We start from the raw sequence: 19,523 nt of genomic DNA, 5'->3' as shown, positions 1-19,523 counted from the left end.
TCTGCCCGACCGAGGTCGCCCGATCGAGCCGCGTCAGCGGGAGCGCTTGGCCAGCCGCTCCACGTCCAGCAGGATCACCGCGCGGGCCTCCAGGCGGAGCCAGCCGCGCTGGGCGAAGTCCGCGAGTGCCTTGTTGACCGTCTCGCGGGACGCGCCGACCAGCTGGGCCAGCTCCTCCTGCGTCAGGTCGTGCACGACGTGGATGCCCTCCTCGGACTGCACGCCGAAGCGGCGGGACAGGTCCAGCAGGGCGCGGGCGACACGGCCGGGGACGTCCGAGAAGACGAGGTCGGACATGGCGTCGTTGGTCTTGCGCAGGCGGCGCGCGACGGCGCGCAGCAGTGCGGTGGCCACCTCGGGGCGGACGTTCAGCCAGGGCTGGAGGTCGCCGTGCCCGAGGGCGAGCAGCTTGACCTCGGTCAGCGCGGTGCCGGTCGCCGTGCGCGGGCCCGGGTCGAACAGCGACAGCTCGCCGATCAGCTCGCTGGGGCCGACGACGGCCAGCATGTTCTCGCGCCCGTCGGGGGACGTGCGGTGAAGCTTGACCTTGCCCTCGGTGACCACATAGAGGCGGTCTCCGGGGTCCCCCTCGTGGAACAGGGTGTCGCCGCGGGCGAGGGTCACCTCACTCATGGAGGCGCGGAGCTCCGCGGATTGCTCGTCGTCGAGCGCCGCGAAGAGCGGGTTGCGCCGCAGAACGTCGTCCACGAGTTCTCTCCTTGTCGACCGGCTCAGAGGATCATGTTCCCCCGGTGTACCAGGGGTCCGTGGTGCCCATTTTGCCGGACAGTCCAAACAGTGTGATCTGTCACAAGGATGCCGCACTGGTGTCCTGGGGTACGCGGCAGGGGTCCAATTGGACGCCGATCTTCGGGGTCCGGGGCGGATGTCGGTGCCGGGCCGTACGCTGGCCGGGTGTCCAAATCGCCGGTGAGAGCACAGGCCGAGGGGGCTGCGCGGGTGGGTGTACGTCGCGATTCCGCCGTGGGCGAACAGAGCCCCGATGGCGGTAGGAAAACGGCGAAAGCGACAAAGAAGGCGGCACCTGCCAAGAGGGTGACTGCGGAGAAGGGTGCCGTGAAGAAGAAGACCGAGAAGAGCCTCAAGAAACAGGCGCCCGCCAAGAAACCCGCCGTCGCCCCGAAGAAGGCCACCGCCGCCGTCAAGGGCGTCGCCGCGGCGAAGACCGTCGCCCCGAGTGCGCCGCGCGGCGAGTCGCGCACCGCGCTGGTCCGCCGCGCGCGCCGTATCGACCGCGAGCTCGCGGAGGTCTACCCGTACGCGCACCCGGAGCTGGACTTCGAGAACCCGTTCCAGCTGGTCGTGGCCACGGTGCTGTCCGCCCAGACCACCGACCTGCGCGTCAACCAGACGACGCCCGGCCTCTTCGCCAAGTACCCCACTCCGGAGGACCTGGCCGCCGCCAACCCCGAGGAGGTCGAGGAGATCCTGCGCCCGACCGGTTTCTTCCGGGCCAAGACCAAGTCGGTCATAGGGCTGTCCAAGGCCCTGGCGGAGGACTTCGGCGGCGAGGTGCCCGGGCGCCTCGAAGACCTCGTGAAGCTGCCCGGTGTCGGCCGCAAGACCGCCTTCGTCGTGCTCGGCAACGCGTTCGGCCGCCCCGGCATCACCGTGGACACGCACTTCCAGCGCCTGGTGCGCCGGTGGCAGTGGACCGCCGAGACCGACCCGGACAAGATCGAGGCCGCCGTCGGCGCGCTCTTCCCCAAGAGCGACTGGACGGACCTCTCCCACCACGTGATCTGGCACGGCCGCCGGATCTGCCACGCCCGCAAGCCCGCCTGCGGCGCCTGCCCCATCGCCCCGCTCTGCCCGGCGTACGGCGAGGGCGAGACGGACCCGGAGAAGGCGAAGAAGCTGCTCAAGTACGAGAAGGGCGGCTTCCCCGGTCAGCGTCTCAACCCCCCGCAGGCCTACCTGGACGCGGGCGGGAAACCGGCGCCGCCGCTGGGGGCGGCCGGGTGACGGAACGATCTCGGTGGCGTCGGGCGTTGGAATCGGCAGATCGGGGGTGGCTATGACTCGGGCGAGCGACACACAGGGGCACATCCGGGGCGAGATCCTCAGCGAGGAGGGCCTGCCGGGCTGGCTGGAGCCGGTGGTGCGGGCCGTCGAGACGGTGCGGCCCGACCAGCTGAGCCGCTTTCTGCCGCCGGAGGACGGCGCCGGGCGCCAGTCCGCCGTCCTGATCCTCTTCGGTGAGGGCGAGGCCGGTGGCGGCCCCGAGCTGCTGCTCATGGAGCGGGCCGGTTCCCTGCGCTCGCACCCCGGTCAGCCGGCTTTCCCGGGCGGCGCCCTCGACCCCGACGACGGCGATCCGCAGGGCGACGGGCCGTTGCGGGCCGCCCTGCGCGAGGCCGAGGAGGAGACCGGGCTGGACCCGGCCGGCGTGCAGCTCTTCGGCGTCCTGCCCAAGCTCTACATCCCGGTCAGCGGCTTCGTCGTCTCACCGGTCCTGGCCTGGTGGCGCGAGCCCACCCCGGTGGGCGTCGTCGATCCGAACGAGACGGCGCGCGTCTTCACCGTCCCCGTGGCGGATCTCACGGACCCCGCCAACAGGGTCACCGCCATCCACCCGAGTGGTCACCGAGGTCCGGCATTCCTGGTCGAATCGGCGCTCGTGTGGGGCTTCACGGCCGGCATCATCGACCGGTTGCTGCACTTCGCGGGCTGGGAGCGGCCCTGGGACAGGGAGAAGCAGGTCCCGCTGGACTGGCGGTCATGACAGGGTGACCGGTGTGAGCGTAGGACGACAAGGCGGGGCCTGAATCGGTGAACGTGCTGGACATCCTGTTGCTGCTGGCCGCCGTCTGGTTCGCGATCGTCGGCTACCGCCAGGGCTTCGTCGTCGGCATCCTGTCGGTGACCGGTTTCCTCGGCGGCGGTCTCGTCGCCGTCTATCTGCTGCCGGTGCTCTGGGACGGCCTGACGGACAACGCGGAGGTGAGTACGACCGCCGCCGTCGTCGCGGTCGTGGTCGTCATCGTCTGCGCCTCCGTCGGCCAGGCCCTGACCACCCACCTCGGCAACAAGCTCCGCCGGTACATCACCTGGTCCCCGGCCCGCGCCCTGGACGCCACCGGCGGCGCCCTGGTCAACGTCGTGGCGATGCTTCTGGTCGCCTGGCTGATCGGCTCCGCCCTGGCCGGCACCACGCTGCCGACACTCGGCAAGGAGGTCCGCAGCTCCACCGTGCTGCAGGGCGTCTCCCGGGCGCTGCCCGCACGGGCCGACACCTGGTTCGCGGACTTCTCCTCCGTCCTCGCGCAGAACGGCTTCCCGCAGGTCTTCAGCCCGTTCTCCAACGAGCAGATCCCCGAGGTCCAGCCGCCCGACCCGGCGCTGGCGAACAGCCCGGTCGCCACCCGCGCCAAGCGCTCCATCGTCAAGGTCATGGGCACCGCCACCGACTGCGGCAAGGTCCTGGAGGGCACCGGCTTCGTCTTCGACGACCGCCGCGTCATGACCAACGCCCATGTCGTGGGCGGCGTCGACGAGCCCACGGTGCAGATAGGCGGCGAGGGCAGGAAGTACGACGCGACGGTCGTCCTCTACGACTGGCGGCGCGACATCGCCGTACTGGACGTGCCGGAGCTGAACGCACCCGCGCTGCGGTTCACCGACGAGGACGCGGCCCGCGACGACAGCGCGATCGTCGCGGGCTTCCCGGAGAACGGGGCGTACGACGTCCGAGCCGCGCGCGTACGCGGGCGCATCACGGCCAACGGTCCGGACATCTACCACCGCGACACCGTCCGCCGCGACGTCTACTCGCTGTTCGCGACCGTCCGTCAGGGCAACTCCGGCGGACCGCTGCTGACGCCCGAGGGCGAGGTCTACGGCGTGGTCTTCGCCAAGTCCCTGGACGACGCCGAGACCGGTTACGCGCTCACCGCGGACGAGATCCGCGAGGACATCGCCAAGGGTCGCACCGCGAACCAGCAGGTGGACAGCGACAGGTGCGCTCTCTAGGAACGGGAACCCTGGGGCGCGTGTCGGGCGGGCGTCAGCTCGGTCAGCTCACGCCGCGTGGATGGCGCAGGCGCACGGAGACCCAGCGGGCCCGGCGGCGCAGGATGCGCGGAATGCCCACCCGTAGGTCCGCACCCGCCAGTTGCGGGGTGCCTCCTCGTCGGTGGGTGCTGCTCACGCCGCTCGTGGAGCGGCCGTCGCGTGCTACGTCACTGTAGTCGTGCGTCCAGCCCATACCCGGACGTGTGCCCCCGCCCCAAGGTCGATAACCGTTCTCGGGGCCCCCAATTGGCCTATGCGTCGGGCAAGTGGCCGTTCATAGGACAAGCGTTCCGGTTCGGATACCGGGAGCGTTCGTTCGGTCACCGATCGGGTTCCGGATCCTTCAGCCAATTGATCAGTTCGGTGGAAAACGCGACCGGATCCTCTTCGTGCGGGAAGTGCCCGAGACCGTCGAACAGCCGCCAGCGGTAGGGCGCTTCGACGTACTGCCCGGACCCGGCCGCGCTCCGCGTCCGCATCACGGGGTCCAGCGAACCGTGCAGATGCAGGGTCGGCACGCGCACCGGCCGCTTCATACGGCGGTAGAACTGGATGCCGTCCGGACGTGCCAGGGAGCGCACCATCCAGCGGTACGGCTCGACGGAGCAGTGTGCCGTGGACGGGATGCACATGGCCCGGCGGTAGATCTCCACCGCCTCGTCGTCCAAGGGCCGTGGCCCCGACCAGTCGTGGATCAGCCGACCGACCAGCGCGCCGTCGTCCGCGGTCAGTTGGCGCTCCGGGATCCAGGGGCGCTGGAAGCCCCAGATGTAGGACCCCGCCCGGGTCTGGCGGACGTCCCCGAGCATGGCCGAGCGCCAGCGCCTCGGGTGCGGCATCGACGAGACCGCGAGCCGCCGCACGAGCTTGGGCCGCATCGCGGCGGCCGTCCAGGCCAGGTAGCCGCCCAGGTCGTGGCCGACCAGCGCGGCGTCCGGCTCGCCGAGCGAGCGGACCACGCCGGTGATGTCGAGGGCGAGACCGGCCGGGTCGTAGCCGCGTGGGGTGCGGTCGCTGCCGCCGACGCCGCGCAGGTCCATGGCGACGGCGCGGAAACCGGCGTCCGCGAGTGCCACCAGTTGGTGCCGCCAGGTCCACCAGAACTGGGGGAAGCCGTGCAGCAGCAGTACCAGCGGCCCGTCACCCAGTTCGGCGATGTGGAAGCGGGCGCCGTTGGCGGCGACGTCCCGGTGGGTCACCTCGTGCCCGCCCGGGATGTCGTGCCGTACGGCCGAGGTGGGTTGTTGCGCCGATGGGGATTGTCCCGAGGGGGAGTGCCCCGAGGGGGACTGTCCCGAAGGGATGGAGGAGCCCGTCATGAGGACGAGCGTGCCACAGCCTCGATGGCTTCGGGGGACCGGTCCGCGGGGAGTTCCGGCCGCGGGTGCGGCTTGGCGTTCTGCAGGACGCCCGCCGACTGCTTCACGGACGCGGCGACCTTCTGCGGGCCGCGGCCCTTCTTGGCCTTCTTCGCGAAGACGACGCCGATCAGCGCGAGGAGGGCCGCGAGGAGGACGTTCGCCGCGAAGGACAGCAGGAAGCAGACCGCCAGGTTCCAGTCGCTCCAGGTCCGGATGGCGTAGGCCAGCGCGAAGCTCAGCATCGGCAGCGAGAACAGGAGAACGGCACCGGCCAGCGAGAACGCGCCGCCGCTCGTCGCCCCGCGCTTGACGTCCTGCCTCAGCTGCGCCTTGGCCAGCGCGATCTCGTCGTGCACGAGCGCCGACAAATCGGTGGTCGCCGAGGCGAACAGCTGACCGATGCTGCGTTCGGTGCCGACCGGGCTGCCGTCGGGTGCGCTCATCGCGGTCTCCCTCTTCTGCTGGCTCATCTGCGTACGGTTCCGTGGCAGTCGTGTGCCGCCCGCCTGCTGCGGCCCGACCGCGTACGGTCCGTCTTCTGTACCGTCTCGTCAGATCATGCCGGACGGTCGCCCTCATCGCCTGCCCCGCCGGTCACTTCGGCAAGCCCGTGGCGTTCCTGGGTCTTCTCCTGGGCGAGCCGGCGGTGCTCGGCGGCCTTCTTCTCGTGGATGGCGGCCATGCGCAGGTGGTACGCCGGGTCGTCCTCCTCGTAGATGTCCGGGATGCCGCTGAGGTCCTCGTCGCGCTCCTCGGCCTCGATCAGACGCCGGTACTTGGCGTTCCGTACCTTCAGCAGCACCGTGGCCAGGAGTGCCGCCATGAGGGAGCCGATCAGGACGGCGGCCTTGACCTGGCCGGTCATCTCCGCGTCGCCCTCGAAGGCCAGCTCGCCGATGAGCAGCGAGACGGTGAACCCGATTCCGGCCAGTGTCGCCACCGCGAACACGTCGGCCCATTCCAGGTCGTCGCTGAGCGAGGCCCGGGTGAAGCGCGCCGTCAGCCAGGTGCCGCCGAAGATGCCGAACGTCTTGCCGACCACGAGCCCGAGCACGACACCGAGGGTCTCCGGCTTGGTGAACACGTCGGCGAGCGCGCCACCCGACAGCGCGACACCGGCGCTGAACAGCGCGAACAGCGGCACGGCCAGGCCCGCCGACAGGGGCCGCACAAGGTGCTCGATGTGCTCGCCGGGGGAGTGCTGCTCACCTTCGCGGGTGTGGCAGCGCAGCATCAGGCCCATCGCGACGCCGGCGATGGTGGCGTGGACGCCGCTGTTGTACATCAGCCCCCAGATCACCAGGCCGAGCGGGACGTACACGTACCAGCCGCGCACGCCCTTGCGGAGCAGCAGCCAGAAGACGCCGAGACCGACGATCGCGCCGCCGAGCGCGGCGAAGTTGAGCGACTCGGTGAAGAAGACCGCGATGATCAGGATCGCGAACAGGTCGTCCACGACGGCGAGCGTCAGCAGGAAGGCGCGCAGGGCGCTCGGCAGGGACGTACCGATGACGGCGAGTACGGCGAGTGCGAACGCGATGTCGGTGGCGGTGGGCACGGCCCAGCCGGCCAGCGAGCCGCCGCCCGCGGTGCTGGCGAAGGTGTAGACGAGCGCCGGTACGGCCATGCCGCACAACGCCGCCACCACAGGGAGCGCGGCGGCCTTCGGGTCCTTCAGGTCTCCGGCGACGAGCTCGCGCTTGAGCTCGATGCCGGCGACGAAGAAGAAGACCGCGAGCAGTCCGTCGGCGGCCCAGTGCGCTACCGACAGGTCCAGGCCGAGGGACTCTGGACCGAAGTGGAAATGGCTGACGCTCTCGTAGCTGTCGCTCAGCGCCGGTATGTTCGCCCACACCAGTGCGGCGACCGCGGCGATGAGCAGCAGGACACCGCCGACCGTCTCGGTGCGCAGCGCCTCCGCGACGTAGTTCCGCTCCGGGAGGGACAGCCGTCCGAAGGCTTTGCGGGGGGTCTGGGGCGCGGTCACGGGGAGAACCTCCGGTCGGTGGGCAGCACGAAACGCTTGCCGACCAGACTTCCCGGCACACCATGAGGATCTTCGAGGTGGAGTTCTTCGAGGATCTTGTTGACTCTCTTACGCGTTCCTTAGCCTACCTAAACTGCGGCGAGGGTGCCGGGTGATCTCCGTGACGGTGCGTAACGGGGTATTCCGCACGAAAAGGGCACCCGGCGCGTTCTCGCCGGGTGCCCTCGGAACAGGCGGTTCAGTCCTCGCTGGACGCTGCCGGGAGCTTCGTCTGGATGAGATCCATGACGGTGGAGTCGGTCAGGGTGGTGACATCCCCGAGCTGCCGGTTCTCCGCCACGTCGCGCAGCAGGCGCCGCATGATCTTGCCGGAGCGGGTCTTCGGCAGCTCGGCCACCGGCAGGATCCTCTTGGGCTTGGCGATCGGGCCGAGGGTGGCGCCGACGTGGTTGCGCAGCTCTCCGACCAGGGTCTCGGTCTCCGCGGCCGTACCGCGCAGGATCACGAAGGCCACGATGGCCTGCCCGGTCGTCTCGTCCGCCGCGCCGACCACTGCCGCCTCGGCGACCGACGGGTGGGAGACGAGAGCCGACTCGACCTCGGTGGTGGAGATGTTGTGGCCGGAGACCAGCATCACGTCGTCGACGCGGCCGAGCAGCCAGATGTCGCCGTCGTCGTCCTTCTTGGCGCCGTCGCCGGCGAAGTACTTGCCCTCGAAGCGCGACCAGTACGTGTCGATGAACCGCTGGTCGTCGCCCCAGATGGTGCGCAGCATCGACGGCCACGGCTCGGTGAGGACCAGGTAGCCGCCACCGCCGTTCGGCACCTCGTTGGCCTCGTCGTCGACGACGGTGGCGGAGATGCCGGGCAGCGCGCGCTGGGCGGAGCCCGGCTTGGCGTCCGTGACGCCGGGCAGCGGCGTGATCATCATCGCGCCGGTCTCGGTCTGCCACCAGGTGTCGACGACCGGGGTGGCGTCGGCACCGATGTTCTTGCGGTACCAGATCCACGCCTCGGGGTTGATCGGCTCGCCGACCGAGCCGAGGACGCGCAGGGACGACAGGTCGAACTTCGCGGGGATGTCGTCACCCCACTTCATGAACGTCCGGATCGCGGTGGGCGCGGTGTAGAGGATGGAGACCTTGTACTTCTGCACGATCTCCCAGAAGCGCCCCTGGTGCGGGGTGTCCGGAGTGCCCTCGTACATGACCTGCGTCGCGCCGTTGGCGAGCGGTCCGTAGACGATGTACGAGTGCCCGGTGACCCAGCCGACGTCGGCGGTGCACCAGTAGACGTCGGTCTCCGGCTTGAGGTCGAAGACCGCCCAGTGCGTGTACGCCGTCTGCGTGAGGTAGCCGCCGGAGGTGTGCAGGATGCCCTTGGGCTTGCCCGTCGTACCGGAGGTGTACAGGATGAACAGCGGGTGCTCCGCCTCGAACGCCTCCGGCGTGTGCTCGGCGGACTGCCTCTCGACGGTCTCGTGCCACCACTTGTCGCGTGAGCCGTCCCAGGCGACCTCCTGGCCGGTGCGGCGGACGACGAGCACGTGCTCGACGATGCCCGCGCGCTCGACGGCCTCGTCGACGGCCGGCTTGAGCGCGGACGGCTTGCCGCGCCGGTAGCCGCCGTCGGCGGTGATGACGACGCGGGCGTCGGCGTCCTGGATGCGGGTGGCGAGGGCGTCCGAGGAGAAGCCGCCGAAGACCACCGAGTGGGCGGCGCCGATCCGGGCGCAGGCCAGCATCGCGATCGCCGTCTCGGGGATCATCGGCATGTAGACGGCGACCCGGTCGCCCTTCTGCACGCCCAGCTCCAGCAGGGCGTTGGCGGCCTTGGAGACCTCGTCCTTGAGCTGGGCGTAGGTGATGGCGCGGCTGTCGCCGGACTCGCCCTCGAAGTGGATGGCGACCCGGTCGCCGTTCCCGGCCTCCACGTGCCGGTCCACGCAGTTGTAGGCGACGTTGAGCTTGCCGTCCTTGAACCACTTGGCGAACGGAGGGTTCGACCAGTCGAGGGTCTCGGTCGGCTCCTCGGCCCAGCTCAGCCGGCGGGCCTGCTCGGCCCAGAAGCCGAGCCGGTCGGCCTTGGCCTGTTCGTACGCCTCCGCCGTGACGTTGGCGTTCGCGGCCAGGTCGGCGGGGGGCGCGAACCTGCGCTCTTCCTTGAGCAGGTTGGCCAAGGATTCGTTGCTCACGACATCTCCCGTTCTCAGGGTTGTCCGTTGTGTCCCAGGCCACAGCTCATCAGACCCGGGGGGCCGGTGACAAGGGTCGACGGACAATTGGTTTAGACCTGTCTGGCGCTCGCCTGTCTTCGCGGCCAGTGGTCATCCGTACCCACGGACGCCGACGGCGCGGGGTTCAGGGTCTGTAACACCCCTCACACTCCCCGCGCCTCGGCCCGCCGTGTCGCTCAGGCGGTCAGGTCGGTCTCCAGCACCAGCTCGAACACCCCGTCCCCGGCGTCCTCGGAGAGCAGGTACGCCTGGGCCTCGCCCACGTGGAAGTACATGCCGTGCAGCTCCAGGTCGCCCGCGCCCAGTGCCCGGGACACCGCGTCGTGGGCGCGCAGGTGCTCCAACTGCTGGACCACGTTGGCCAGGCAGAGCTGCTCGGCCGCGTCGGCGGACCGGCGTCCGGCCAGGCGGGGCCGGGACGTCTCGTCCTCGGAGATGCGTTCCAGGCTCGGCAGCGCGTGCCGCAGCCACCGCTTGAGCGGGGTCTGCACACCTCCGGGCTCGGCGCTGAGCAGCGCCTGCATGGCCCCGCAACCGGAGTGCCCGCACACCGTGATGGACCGCACCTTCAGGATGTCCACCGCGTACTCGATCGCGGCGGCCACCGAGTCGTCGCCGCTCTCCTCGCCGGGCAGCGGCACGAGATTGCCCACGTTGCGCACGACGAAGAGGTCACCGGGGCCGCTGGAGGTGATCATCGACGTGACCACCCGCGAGTCGGCGCAGGTCAGGAACAGCTGAGAGGGCTGCTGCCCCTCGCGAGCCAGCCGGGCCAGCTCACCGCGCACCAGCGGGGCGGTGTTGCGCTGGAACGCGCTGATGCCACGGGCCAGTTCCCGCCCGCTTGGTCCGTTGGGGCTGCTCGGTCTGACAGGCGCGTCGGTCCTGCCGGTTGTGCCGGTTGTGCCGGCCCTGCCGCTCGTGCCGGGCACGTCGGGCCGTCCGGCTGGTCCGTTGGGCCCGTTGGGTCCATCGGATCCGTTGGGCCCGCTCGGGCCGGTCGCCGCGTCGGCGTTCTCGCCGGCGTCGTCCTGCAGGTCCGTGTCGGGCGGGGGTGCCGACTGCTGGGGTGCCGGCCGCGGGGGTTCGCACTGGTGATTGCGCCAAGGCGTCCAGGGGCGGCAGCGGCAGCCGTCCAGGTCGGCCGGTTCGGAGATACGGGTGCCGGGCCGGCGGCCGGTGATGTCGACGGAGCCGCCCTGCGCGATGTGCGTCCTCTGCCAGTCCTGCAGTGTCTCGTACGCCGCGTGGTCCATGAACGAGCCGTCCAACTCCACGACGACATCCGCACCTTGGGGAACGTGGTGCAGGACCCGGCTGAGCCTCGGCACCGCGAGGAACGTCAACTGGCCTCGGACATGTACGTGATGGACTCCTTCCGTCTCGTCGTGCGTGATACGGGTGCGGGTCAGGCGGTGCAGGGCGACGCCGACGGCCACGGCGATGCCCAGCGCGACGCCCTCCAGGACCCCGAGGAACACTACGCCGCAGGTGGTGACCGCGTAGACCAGCACCTCACGGTGGCGGGTCACCGTGCGAATGTGGTTCAGCGACACCATCTTGAGGCCGACGGCCATGACCAGGGAGGCCAGCGCGGCCAGCGGGATGAGCTCCAGGGCCGGGACCATCAGCAGTGTGGCGATCACTACGAGAACGCCGTGCAGCATCGTGGAGTTCCGGCTGACGGCGCCCGCGGCCACGTTCGCGGAACTGCGCACGGCCACGCCGGCGATGGGCAGCCCGCCGAGCGACCCGGAGACGATGTTGGCGGCGCCCTGTCCCAGTAGCTCGCGGTCCAGGTCGGAGCGCTTTACGCGGCCGGTCAGGCCGGGCCGGGCGGCGGCCAGCTTGTCCACGGCGACCGCGCCGAGCAGGGACTGCACACTGCACACCAGCGTGGTGGTGAGGACGGCCGCGACGAGTCCGAGCACCGGGCCGTCGGGCAGCGTGGCCAAAGCGTGGCTGCTCCAGGACGGCAGGTCGACCTTGGGCAGGCGGAGCCCGGCGAAGGCCGCGACCGCGGTGGCGCCGGCGACGGCGATCAGGGCGGCGGGGAGCTTGCCCAGGAGTCGGCCGGCCCGGCCGGGGACGCGCGGCCAGAGCAGCAGCAGGGTCAGGGTCAGCACGCTCACCGCGAGGTCGGCCGGTCTGGGGCTCGCCAACTGGGCGGGCAGGGCACGCAGGTTGTCGGGCACGGAACTCTGCGGGGTGCCGCCGAGGACGATGTGCAGCTGGGCGACGGCGATGGTGACGCCGATGCCGGCGAGCATGCCGTGCACGATGGCGGGGCTCACGGCGAGCGCGGAGCGTGCCACGCGCAGACAGCCGAGGCCCAGCTGGGCGAGCCCGGCGAGAACGGTGATGGCACAGGTCGTACGCCATCCGTAGCGCACGATGAGGTCGGCGGTGACCACGGTGAGCCCGGCGGCCGGGCCGCTGACCTGGAGCGGGCAGCCGCCGAGCCATCCGGCGACGATCCCGCCCACGGCGGCGGCGACGAGGCCGGCCTGGAGGGGGGCGCCGGTGGCGAGGGCGATGCCCAGGGAGAGGGGCAGGGCGATCAGGAAGACAGCGATCGAGGCCGACAGGTCGGCGCCCGCGACGCGGAAGCGCCGGGGGCCGCCGGGCGGCGGGCTGTGCGGTGGATGGACGTGTTCGGTACGGGCCGAATCGGCACGGGCGGGGACGCAGGCAGACATGTTTCCCGTCTCCTCCGGGGCTGCGCGGTCGCGGTCATGGTCGGTCCCCCGCTGGACGGGGGCGGTTCGCGGCCGTGGGTCACGGCGTACAGCGGCGGGATGCCCGAGCGCTCGGTTGTTGCGCTCTGTAAACAGATCGTAATTCAGAGTAAAGAGGAGGCATAGACTTTTCCCGCAAATGGAGTAATGGGCTGCTCAGGCGGGTGAATCAGGCTTTTCATCGGCTTGTCGTACTAATTCCTTCTCACATTCGTGCCACCTTGACGGCGCTGACGGCACGTCCCGGCTCAGCACCCGACATCGCCCTCGTCGGCGTTGGCCCGAGAGAAGGAAGAAGGTGGGCGGAACATGGCCGCCACCCAGAGGATCGCCGCGCGCACCGCGATCGCCGTCGCGGTCTGCGCCGCGTCGCTCGCCGGTTGCGCGATCGGCAGCAGTAACGGTTCCGGTGAAGGGACGCACAGTCCGCAGAAGGAGAAGGGGAAAGCGGCACCGGCGCCCAAGAACGCGGTCCGGCTCATCGGCGACGGTTCCACCGCGTACACCGGGGCCCAGCCGCACCTGCCCCGCCCCGAACGTCTCAAGCCCGGCCAGAAGCCCCCGCAGTTCGTGGTGTTCTCCTGGGACGGCGCGGGCGAGGACAGCCAGAAGCTGTTCTCCCACTTCCGTGAAGTGGCCAAGGAGAACAACGCGACGATGACGTACTTCCTGAGCGGCGTGTACATGCTGCCGAAGGAGAAGCGGGACCTGTACCGGCCGCCGCAGCACTCCCCGGGCCGCTCGGACATCGGCTTCAACGACGAGCAGGGCATCGCCGACACCGTCAAGCAGCTACGGCTGGCGTGGCTGGAGGGCAACGAGATCGGCACCCACTTCAACGGCCACTTCTGCGGCGCCGGCGGCGGGGTCGGCGAGTGGTCCGTCGAGGAGTGGAAGGACGAGATCAGCCAGGCCAAGCAGTTCGTGAAGACCTGGAAGACCAACACCGGGGCGAAGAACGCGGCACCCCTGCCCTTCGACTACGACAAGGAGCTGATCGGCGCCCGCACCCCGTGCCTGGAGGGCCAGAAGAACTTCGTGCGGGCCGCCGGTGAGATGGGCTTCCGCTACGACAGCAGCGGCGTGAACAACCAGGTCTGGCCGAAGAAGAAACAGGGGTTGTGGGACCTGTCGATGCAGCTCGTGCCGTTCCCCGGGCACACCTTCGAGCAGCTCACCATGGACTACAACTTCATGGTCAACCAGTCGGGCACCACCACCCAGGGCGACCCGGCCAAGCATGAGTTCTGGGGCGACCAGATGCGCGACGGCCTGCTCCAGGGCTTCCAGCGGGCCTACGACGGCAACCGTGCACCTCTGATCATCGGCAACCACTTCGAGTCCTGGAACGGCGGCACCTACATGCGTGCCATCGAGGAGGTCATCGAGGGGGTGTGCACCAAGGACGAGGTGCGCTGCGTCTCCTTCCGGCAACTCGTGGACTGGCTGGACGCCCAGGACCCGAAGGTTCTGAAGAAGCTGCGCACCCTGGATGTCGGTGAGGCCCCGAAGAAGGGCTGGGCGTCCTTCCTCTCGGCCGCCCCCGCACCGGCGCCGAAGGGCGTGCCCGGGGCGCCGGCCGCCAAGCAGTAGCCGAGGCGGCGGGAACGGTGAGGGTGTCGTCACGCCGGGGCGACGACTCCCTCGCCGAGGACGAACCCGGGGTCGACCTGCGCCGCCAGGTCGGCCCCGGTGCGCTCGTTGCCCCAGCTGAGGGCGTTCTTCACGTGGAAGTGGACCATCTGGCGCGTGTAGCGCTCCCGGTCCCGCAGCTCGTACGTCGCGTCGACGGCCGTGTGCAGGGCGCTGAGCGCACGGCGGTTGGCGTCCTCCAGGAGCTCGAACAGGGGTGGCCGGCCCTTCTCCATGGCGCGCACCCAGTCCGAGTGCCCGACGGTCACCAGCAGGTCGTCTCCCACCTGTTCACGGAGGAAGTCGAGGTCGTCCGGTCCCTGCACCTTGTTGCCGACGACCTTCAGGGCGACGCCGAAGTCGCGGGCGTACTCCTTGTACTGGCGGTAGACGGAGACTCCCTTCCGGGTCGGCTCGGCGACGAGGAACGTGATGTCGAAGCGGGTGAACATGCCGGAGGCGAACGAGTCCGAGCCGGCGGTCATGTCGACCACGACGTACTCGTCACGGCCGTCGACCAGGTGGTTCAGGCACAGCTCGACCGCTCCCGTCTTGGAGTGATAGCAGGCGACACCCAGGTCGGCGTCCGTGAAGGGCCCGGTGACCATCAAACGGACGGCCCCGCCGTCCAGTTCCACCGGCCGGGCGCAGGCGTCGTAGACCGGGTTGTCCTCGCGCACCCGCAGCAGGCGCGACCCCTCGCCGGGCGGGGTGGTTTTGATCATCTTCTCGGCGGAGGCGATGCGCGGGTTGGTGCCGCGCAGGTGGTCCTTGATCAGCGGGAGGTGCTCGCCCATCGCGGGCAGCCCGGCCGCCTCCGCCTCGTCGAGCCCCAGCGCGGCCCCCAGGTGCTGGTTGATGTCGGCGTCGATCGCGACGACGGGTGCCCCGGTGGCGGCGAGATGACGGACGAACAGGGAGGACAGGGTGGTCTTGCCGCTGCCGCCCTTCCCGACGAAAGCAATTTTCATGTTCACCAAGCGTAGTTGTGCGGTGGCCGTAGGTGGCGCGGGAGTCCGGAGGTACGTGAAGAAGACCACTCGTTCGTGGGGTGTGGCGCCGGGATGCGTAGGGTCGTACTCATGAGTACGACAGGCGCGACCGCCGATCCGCTCGCGGCCCTGGGCGCACTGCCCGGCGTGGCCGAGTCCGTGGAGTCCGTACGCAAGGCCGTGGACCGGGTCTACGGCCACCGGATCATGCGGCGCCGCAGCAACGAGATCACCTCCGAGGCGGCCCTGCGCGGCGCCCGGGGCTCGGCGGCGCTGTCCGGGGCGGACTGGGTCCTGGAGGAGGTGCGCAGGCGGACCGACTTCAGTGGTGACGACGAGGCGCGTGCGGTGGGTGCGGCCCTGCGGCTGACCGCCGAGGCGGGGCAGCTGCTGTCCATCTGGCGGCAGTCCCCGCTGCGGGTCCTGGCCCGGCTGCACCTGGTGGCGGCCGCGGACAAGGCCGACCACGTGGGACGGCCCCGCCAGGAGGGCGAGCCGGTGGACGAACCGCTCGTGGAGCTGCCGCTGCCCGGCGCCGAGGAGGCGCACGGCCGCCTGGACGGCCTGGCCGCGCTGGTCATGGCGGGCGGGTCCGCGCCGGCTCTGGTGACGGCGGCCGTCGTGCACGGCGAACTCCTGGCGTTGCGTCCCTTCACGACGCACAACGGCCTGGTCGCGCGCGCGGCCGAGCGAATCGTTCTGATCAACAGCGGTCTGGACCCGAAATCGGTCTGTCCGGCCGAGGTCGGCCATGCCGAGCTGGGCCGCGCGGCCTACTTGGCGGCGCTCGACGGCTACGTCTCCGGGACCCCGGAGGGCATGGCCGCCTGGATCGCCCACTGCGGCAGGGCGGTCGAACTGGGCGCGCGCGAGTCGACGGCGGTGTGCGAGGCGCTCCAGCGCGGGGCGGCGTAAGAGTACGCAAGACAGGCGCCCGAGGGGCGTACGAGAGGCGCACAGGAGGCGCGCGAGACGGAGAAATGCGGCGGTACGAGTGCTCGTACCGCCGCTGGCATGACCACCGGGTTACCAGGCGTCCTCGATGTGTTGCCCATCAGGTCGGGAACTTTGCCCGTCACCTGGTGCGGCTGGCCCGTAATCGACGGGTCGACGTCGCGTGGGTGCCCGGTGTCCATGCTCGGTCCGTGGGGCCAGATGCGTTCTTAAGGTGATCCTTTCGGATGTCCTTGGTCTCGCGGGCCGTTGATTCCTTTGTACTCCTGCCCCGGAGCAAGCGGAAGTGCCGACCGCACTTCTTTACTTTTGCGCTCATACACGGGTGAAAGGGTGGATCCGGATCAATGGCTGCCGGATCAATGGCTGCGGATTCGGATCAGTGGCTCAGGCCGCCGCGGACCGCCGTCGGCTCGCGTACCAGACGAGGCCCGCGGTGGCCGCCGCGGCGCCTACCGCGGCCGCGGCGACGAGCGCCGGACGCGGCGGTACGGAGAAACCCCGGATCCGCTGCTTGAGGCGTACCGGACGATGGAAATCGAGAATCGGCCACTCGCGCGCGAGAGCCTCGCGGCGCAGAGTTCGGTCCGGGTTCACCGCGTGAGGGTGTCCGACGGACTCCAGCATCGGCAGGTCGGTCGCCGAGTCGCTGTAGGCGTAGCAGCGGGTCAGGTCGTACCCCTCGGACTTGGCCAGCTCCTGGATCGCCTCCGCCTTGGTGGGGCCGTACGCGTAGTACTCCACCTCTCCCGTGAAGCATCCGTCGTCGCCCACGATCATGCGGGTCGCCACCACCCGGTCCGCGCCGAGCAGCTCACCGATCGGCTCGACGACCTCGGCGCCCGACGTGGAGACGATCACGACGTCGCGGCCGGCGGTGTGGTGCTCCTCGATCAGGGAGGCGGCCTCGTCGTAGATGATCGGGTCGATCAGGTCGTGCAGGGTCTCGGCGACGAGTTCCTTGACCAGCTGGACGTTCCAGCCGCGGCACAGTGCGGAGAGGTACTCGCGCATCCGCTCCATCTGGTCGTGGTCGGCTCCGCCCGCGAGGAAGACGAACTGGGCATATGCGGTACGCAAGACTGCCCTGCGGTTGATCAGCCCGCCTTGGTAGAACGACTTGCTGAACGTGAGCGTGCTCGACTTCGCAATGACCGTCTTGTCCAGGTCAAAGAAGGCGGCTGTGCGGGGCATGGAGTGCGGCAAGGAGTGGTTTTCCACGACCCCGAGCATAGGCGCAGCCCATTCGGCGTAAGGTGGGGCGCGTGGGTTTGCCTGAGATGGCTCTCGGGTACACCATGGAAGTCACGGATCGTTCGCGACCGTGCTAACCCGGTCCGACTCCTCCCCCCCCGAGTCGGCCGTGGAGACGACCCCCGCTCTCCCCCCCGGCGGGGGTCGTCGCATGTCCGGGTGGGTTTTTCCGCTCTCCTCGCTCCCGGTTCCGGGTCGTGGCGGCGCCGATCCCCGATGACATGTCATGCGCATGACCCGCTACGCAGCGTAGTCGTCGGACTGCTCTGCGGGAGTCGTACAAGGGCTGGAGCGGCGCGCGTGCGGGCTCACCGGTTTGAGTGACGCGATATTCACAATCGTTGAGTTGTCCACAGTTTTTGAACAAGATCCACACGATTTTCCGGATCGCTGCACCGTGATTCCCATGCGTCCGGGCCGCGCCGACTTCCACGGCCGGTTCTGTTAGCCGGATGCGTATGGCCGGGCTCGACCGATGTTCAAGCCGACGCGCAAGTCGGTGCCCAAGTCGGGCGTTCACGTCGGCCGTTCATGTGGGGACCGTTTTGCCGGTTCTCCACACGGTTGGGAAGCGCGGGGCCGCAAGGGCTGCGCGAGGTCACAGAAGTCGGGCGCGACCGCGGGAGTCGCGGCGAAGGGGGACACGAGTCATGACCGGAACCATCACCCACGATCCGCCGCCCGCAGCCGGAGGGCGGCAGAGCGGACCACTGATCGTCACCGAGGACACCGAACTCCTCGACGACCTGCTGCGCCTGTGCGCGGCGGCCGGCGCCACGCCGGAGGTGCACCACTCGGTGCCCTCGGCGCCCTCTGCCTCCGGACAGCGGGGTGGCTGGGAAGCCGCGCCGCTCGTGCTCGTCGGCGACGACGCCGCGCGACGTGTACGCGGAGCCGTGCGGAGACGAGGAGTGGTCCTCGTGGGCCGTGACCAGGACGATTCGGGGGTCTGGCAGCGGGCCGTCGAGATCGGCGCCGACCACGTCCTGATGCTGCCCGACGGCGAGCAGTGGCTGGTCGACCGCATCGCCGACGTCGCCGAGGGCGTCGGCCGGGCCGCACTCACCGTCGGCGTCATCGGCGGCCGAGGCGGCGCCGGAGCGTCCACGCTGGCCTGCGCGCTCGCCGTCAGCTCCGCACGAGAGGGGCTGCGCAGCCTCCTGGTGGACGCCGACCCGCTGGGCGGCGGCCTCGACGTGCTCCTCGGCGGGGAGACGGCCGAGGGGCTCAGGTGGCCCGCGTTCGCGGCCTCGCGGGGGCGGGTCGGCGGCGGCGCCCTGGAGGAGTCGCTGCCCGAGCTGCACTCGCTGCGGGTGCTCAGCTGGGACCGGGGGGACTGCGTCACGGTGCCGCCCCAGGCCGTTCGGGCGGTGCTCGCTGCGGCCAGGCGCCGGGGCGGCACGGTCGTCGTCGACCTGCCGCGCCGGATCGACGACGGCGTCGCCGAGGTCCTCGCCCAGCTCGACGTCGGACTCCTCGTCGTCCCGGCCGAACTGCGGGCCGTCGCGGCGGCCGGCCGGGTGGCCGCCGCGGTCGGCATGCTCCTGCGCGACCTCCGAGTCGCGGTACGCGGGCCGTACGCCTCCGGACTCGACGACCGCGAGGTGTCCCGGTTGCTCGGACTGCCCCTGGCCGGCGAGGTGCCCGTCGAGTCCGGGCTCCTGCGCGCAACCGAGGCCGGGCGTCCCCCGGGCGCGTCCGCACGCGGGCCGCTCGCGCGCTTCTGCAGGGAGTTCTGGGAGCGGGCGCTGGTGGAGACGGGAGGGGACGCATGAGGGCGCTGATGGGACCTGAGAGGGCGACTGGTGGCGTGTGGGCCGACGCGGTGAGTGGTGAGAGGCGGGTTGAGGTGGGTGCGGGGACGTCTGGTGGGACGTCGGGCGCGGGGTCCGCGGGGATGACGCTCGGGGGGTGTGGGGGGATGACGCTCAAGGGGTCTGCGGGGCGGGCCCTCGGGCTGTCTGCGGGGACGGGCTCCGGGCTGTCCGCGGGGCGGGCCCTCGGGCTGTCCGCGGGGACGGCCTCCGGGCTGTCTGCGGGGATGGGCTCCGGGCTGTCCGAAGGCCCGCCCGCGGGCGGGCCTTCGATGGCATCGGCCCGGGCGGCCGACGGGGCGGCGGCGGGGCGGTTCGCGGGGGAGCCCGCTGGGGTGGCCTGCGGACCGAGGTCCGTGAAGGTGGACACGGCCGGGAAAGCCGGAGGCAGGCGTGCAGGGCCCCCTGGGGGAGAGCCCGGGGCGGTGATGGCCTCACGGCTGTCGGCGATGGCGGGCTCCGGGGAGCTACGACGGCCGGTCGGCGAGCGGTCGCCGGGCGGGGTCCCCGGGATGCCCGA

At 70.6% G+C, this 19,523-nt stretch carries 15 protein-coding genes; 6 read left to right on the top strand and 9 right to left on the bottom strand.

Annotation, left to right across the window (positions count from 1 at the left end):
- Positions 1–33: 33 nt before the first annotated feature.
- Positions 34–708, bottom strand: a complete 675-nt coding sequence (locus ACFW48_RS23560) for a Crp/Fnr family transcriptional regulator (protein WP_003975365.1) — start codon at positions 706–708, stop codon at positions 34–36.
- Between the two features lie 276 nt (positions 709–984).
- Here ACFW48_RS23560 and nth point away from each other — a divergent pair, with 276 nt between their 5' ends.
- Genes nth through ACFW48_RS23545 form a run of 3 tightly spaced genes read left to right on the top strand, consistent with a single transcriptional unit; the run spans position 985 to position 3,993 of the window.
- Positions 985–1,986 (top strand): endonuclease III, encoded by a 1,002-nt coding sequence (nth, locus tag ACFW48_RS23555; RefSeq protein WP_386317576.1) that lies wholly within the window; start codon positions 985–987, stop codon positions 1,984–1,986.
- Positions 1,987–2,038: 52 nt separating this feature from the next.
- The gene (locus ACFW48_RS23550) at positions 2,039–2,746 is read left to right on the top strand and encodes an NUDIX hydrolase (RefSeq protein WP_386317574.1); all 708 of its coding nucleotides are present in this window, start codon (positions 2,039–2,041) and stop codon (positions 2,744–2,746) included.
- A 47-nt stretch (positions 2,747–2,793) separates the two neighbouring features.
- Positions 2,794–3,993: a MarP family serine protease gene (locus ACFW48_RS23545; protein WP_386317572.1), complete on the top strand. Its 1,200-nt coding sequence runs from the start codon at positions 2,794–2,796 to the stop codon at positions 3,991–3,993.
- Between the two features lie 43 nt (positions 3,994–4,036).
- On the opposite strand, the gene ACFW48_RS23540 is transcribed toward ACFW48_RS23545, so the two are convergent.
- From ACFW48_RS23540 to ACFW48_RS23515, 6 genes are all read right to left on the bottom strand, one after another.
- Positions 4,037–4,228, bottom strand: coding sequence for a hypothetical protein (locus ACFW48_RS23540; RefSeq protein ID WP_121748302.1), 192 nt, complete (start codon positions 4,226–4,228; stop codon positions 4,037–4,039).
- 127 nt (positions 4,229–4,355) lie between these two features.
- Entirely contained in the window at positions 4,356–5,354 is a 999-nt protein-coding gene (locus tag ACFW48_RS23535) for an alpha/beta fold hydrolase (protein ID WP_386317571.1), read from the bottom strand.
- Positions 5,351–5,839: a phage holin family protein gene (locus ACFW48_RS23530; RefSeq protein ID WP_386317729.1), complete on the bottom strand. Its 489-nt coding sequence runs from the start codon at positions 5,837–5,839 to the stop codon at positions 5,351–5,353. Before ACFW48_RS23530 ends, ACFW48_RS23535 begins: the two co-directional genes overlap by 4 nt.
- Before the next feature lie 113 nt (positions 5,840–5,952).
- Complete coding sequence (nhaA, locus tag ACFW48_RS23525; RefSeq protein WP_386317569.1) at positions 5,953–7,383, bottom strand: Na+/H+ antiporter NhaA; 1,431 nt, start codon at positions 7,381–7,383, stop codon at positions 5,953–5,955.
- Positions 7,384–7,621: 238 nt separating this feature from the next.
- Positions 7,622–9,577 (bottom strand): acetate--CoA ligase, encoded by a 1,956-nt coding sequence (gene acs / locus ACFW48_RS23520; RefSeq protein ID WP_386317568.1) that lies wholly within the window; start codon positions 9,575–9,577, stop codon positions 7,622–7,624.
- 218 nt (positions 9,578–9,795) lie between these two features.
- Entirely contained in the window at positions 9,796–12,318 is a 2,523-nt protein-coding gene (locus ACFW48_RS23515) for a SulP family inorganic anion transporter (protein WP_386317567.1), read from the bottom strand.
- A 348-nt stretch (positions 12,319–12,666) separates the two neighbouring features.
- Here ACFW48_RS23515 and ACFW48_RS23510 point away from each other — a divergent pair, with 348 nt between their 5' ends.
- Positions 12,667–13,950, top strand: a complete 1,284-nt coding sequence (locus tag ACFW48_RS23510) for a hypothetical protein (protein WP_386317566.1) — start codon at positions 12,667–12,669, stop codon at positions 13,948–13,950.
- A gap of 29 nt (positions 13,951–13,979) precedes the next feature.
- On the opposite strand, the gene ACFW48_RS23505 is transcribed toward ACFW48_RS23510, so the two are convergent.
- Positions 13,980–14,960 (bottom strand): ATP-binding protein, encoded by a 981-nt coding sequence (locus ACFW48_RS23505; protein ID WP_386317565.1) that lies wholly within the window; start codon positions 14,958–14,960, stop codon positions 13,980–13,982.
- A 111-nt stretch (positions 14,961–15,071) separates the two neighbouring features.
- Between ACFW48_RS23505 and ACFW48_RS23500 the strand changes: the two genes are divergently transcribed.
- Complete coding sequence (locus tag ACFW48_RS23500) at positions 15,072–15,896, top strand: oxidoreductase (protein WP_386317563.1); 825 nt, start codon at positions 15,072–15,074, stop codon at positions 15,894–15,896.
- A gap of 426 nt (positions 15,897–16,322) precedes the next feature.
- Here the strand turns inward: ACFW48_RS23500 and ACFW48_RS23495 are convergent, their stop codons facing one another.
- Positions 16,323–17,168 (bottom strand): HAD family hydrolase, encoded by an 846-nt coding sequence (locus ACFW48_RS23495; RefSeq protein WP_386317561.1) that lies wholly within the window; start codon positions 17,166–17,168, stop codon positions 16,323–16,325.
- 671 nt (positions 17,169–17,839) lie between these two features.
- Between ACFW48_RS23495 and ssd the strand changes: the two genes are divergently transcribed.
- Complete coding sequence (gene ssd, locus ACFW48_RS23490; RefSeq protein WP_386317559.1) at positions 17,840–18,964, top strand: septum site-determining protein Ssd; 1,125 nt, start codon at positions 17,840–17,842, stop codon at positions 18,962–18,964.
- Positions 18,965–19,523: the final 559 nt, after the last annotated feature.

The sequence above is a fragment of the Streptomyces sp. NPDC058812 genome (genome assembly GCF_042744565.1).
GTDB lineage: Bacteria > Actinomycetota > Actinomycetes > Streptomycetales > Streptomycetaceae > Streptomyces > Streptomyces thinghirensis.
This window is presented reverse-complemented; position numbering and strand designations above follow the sequence as displayed.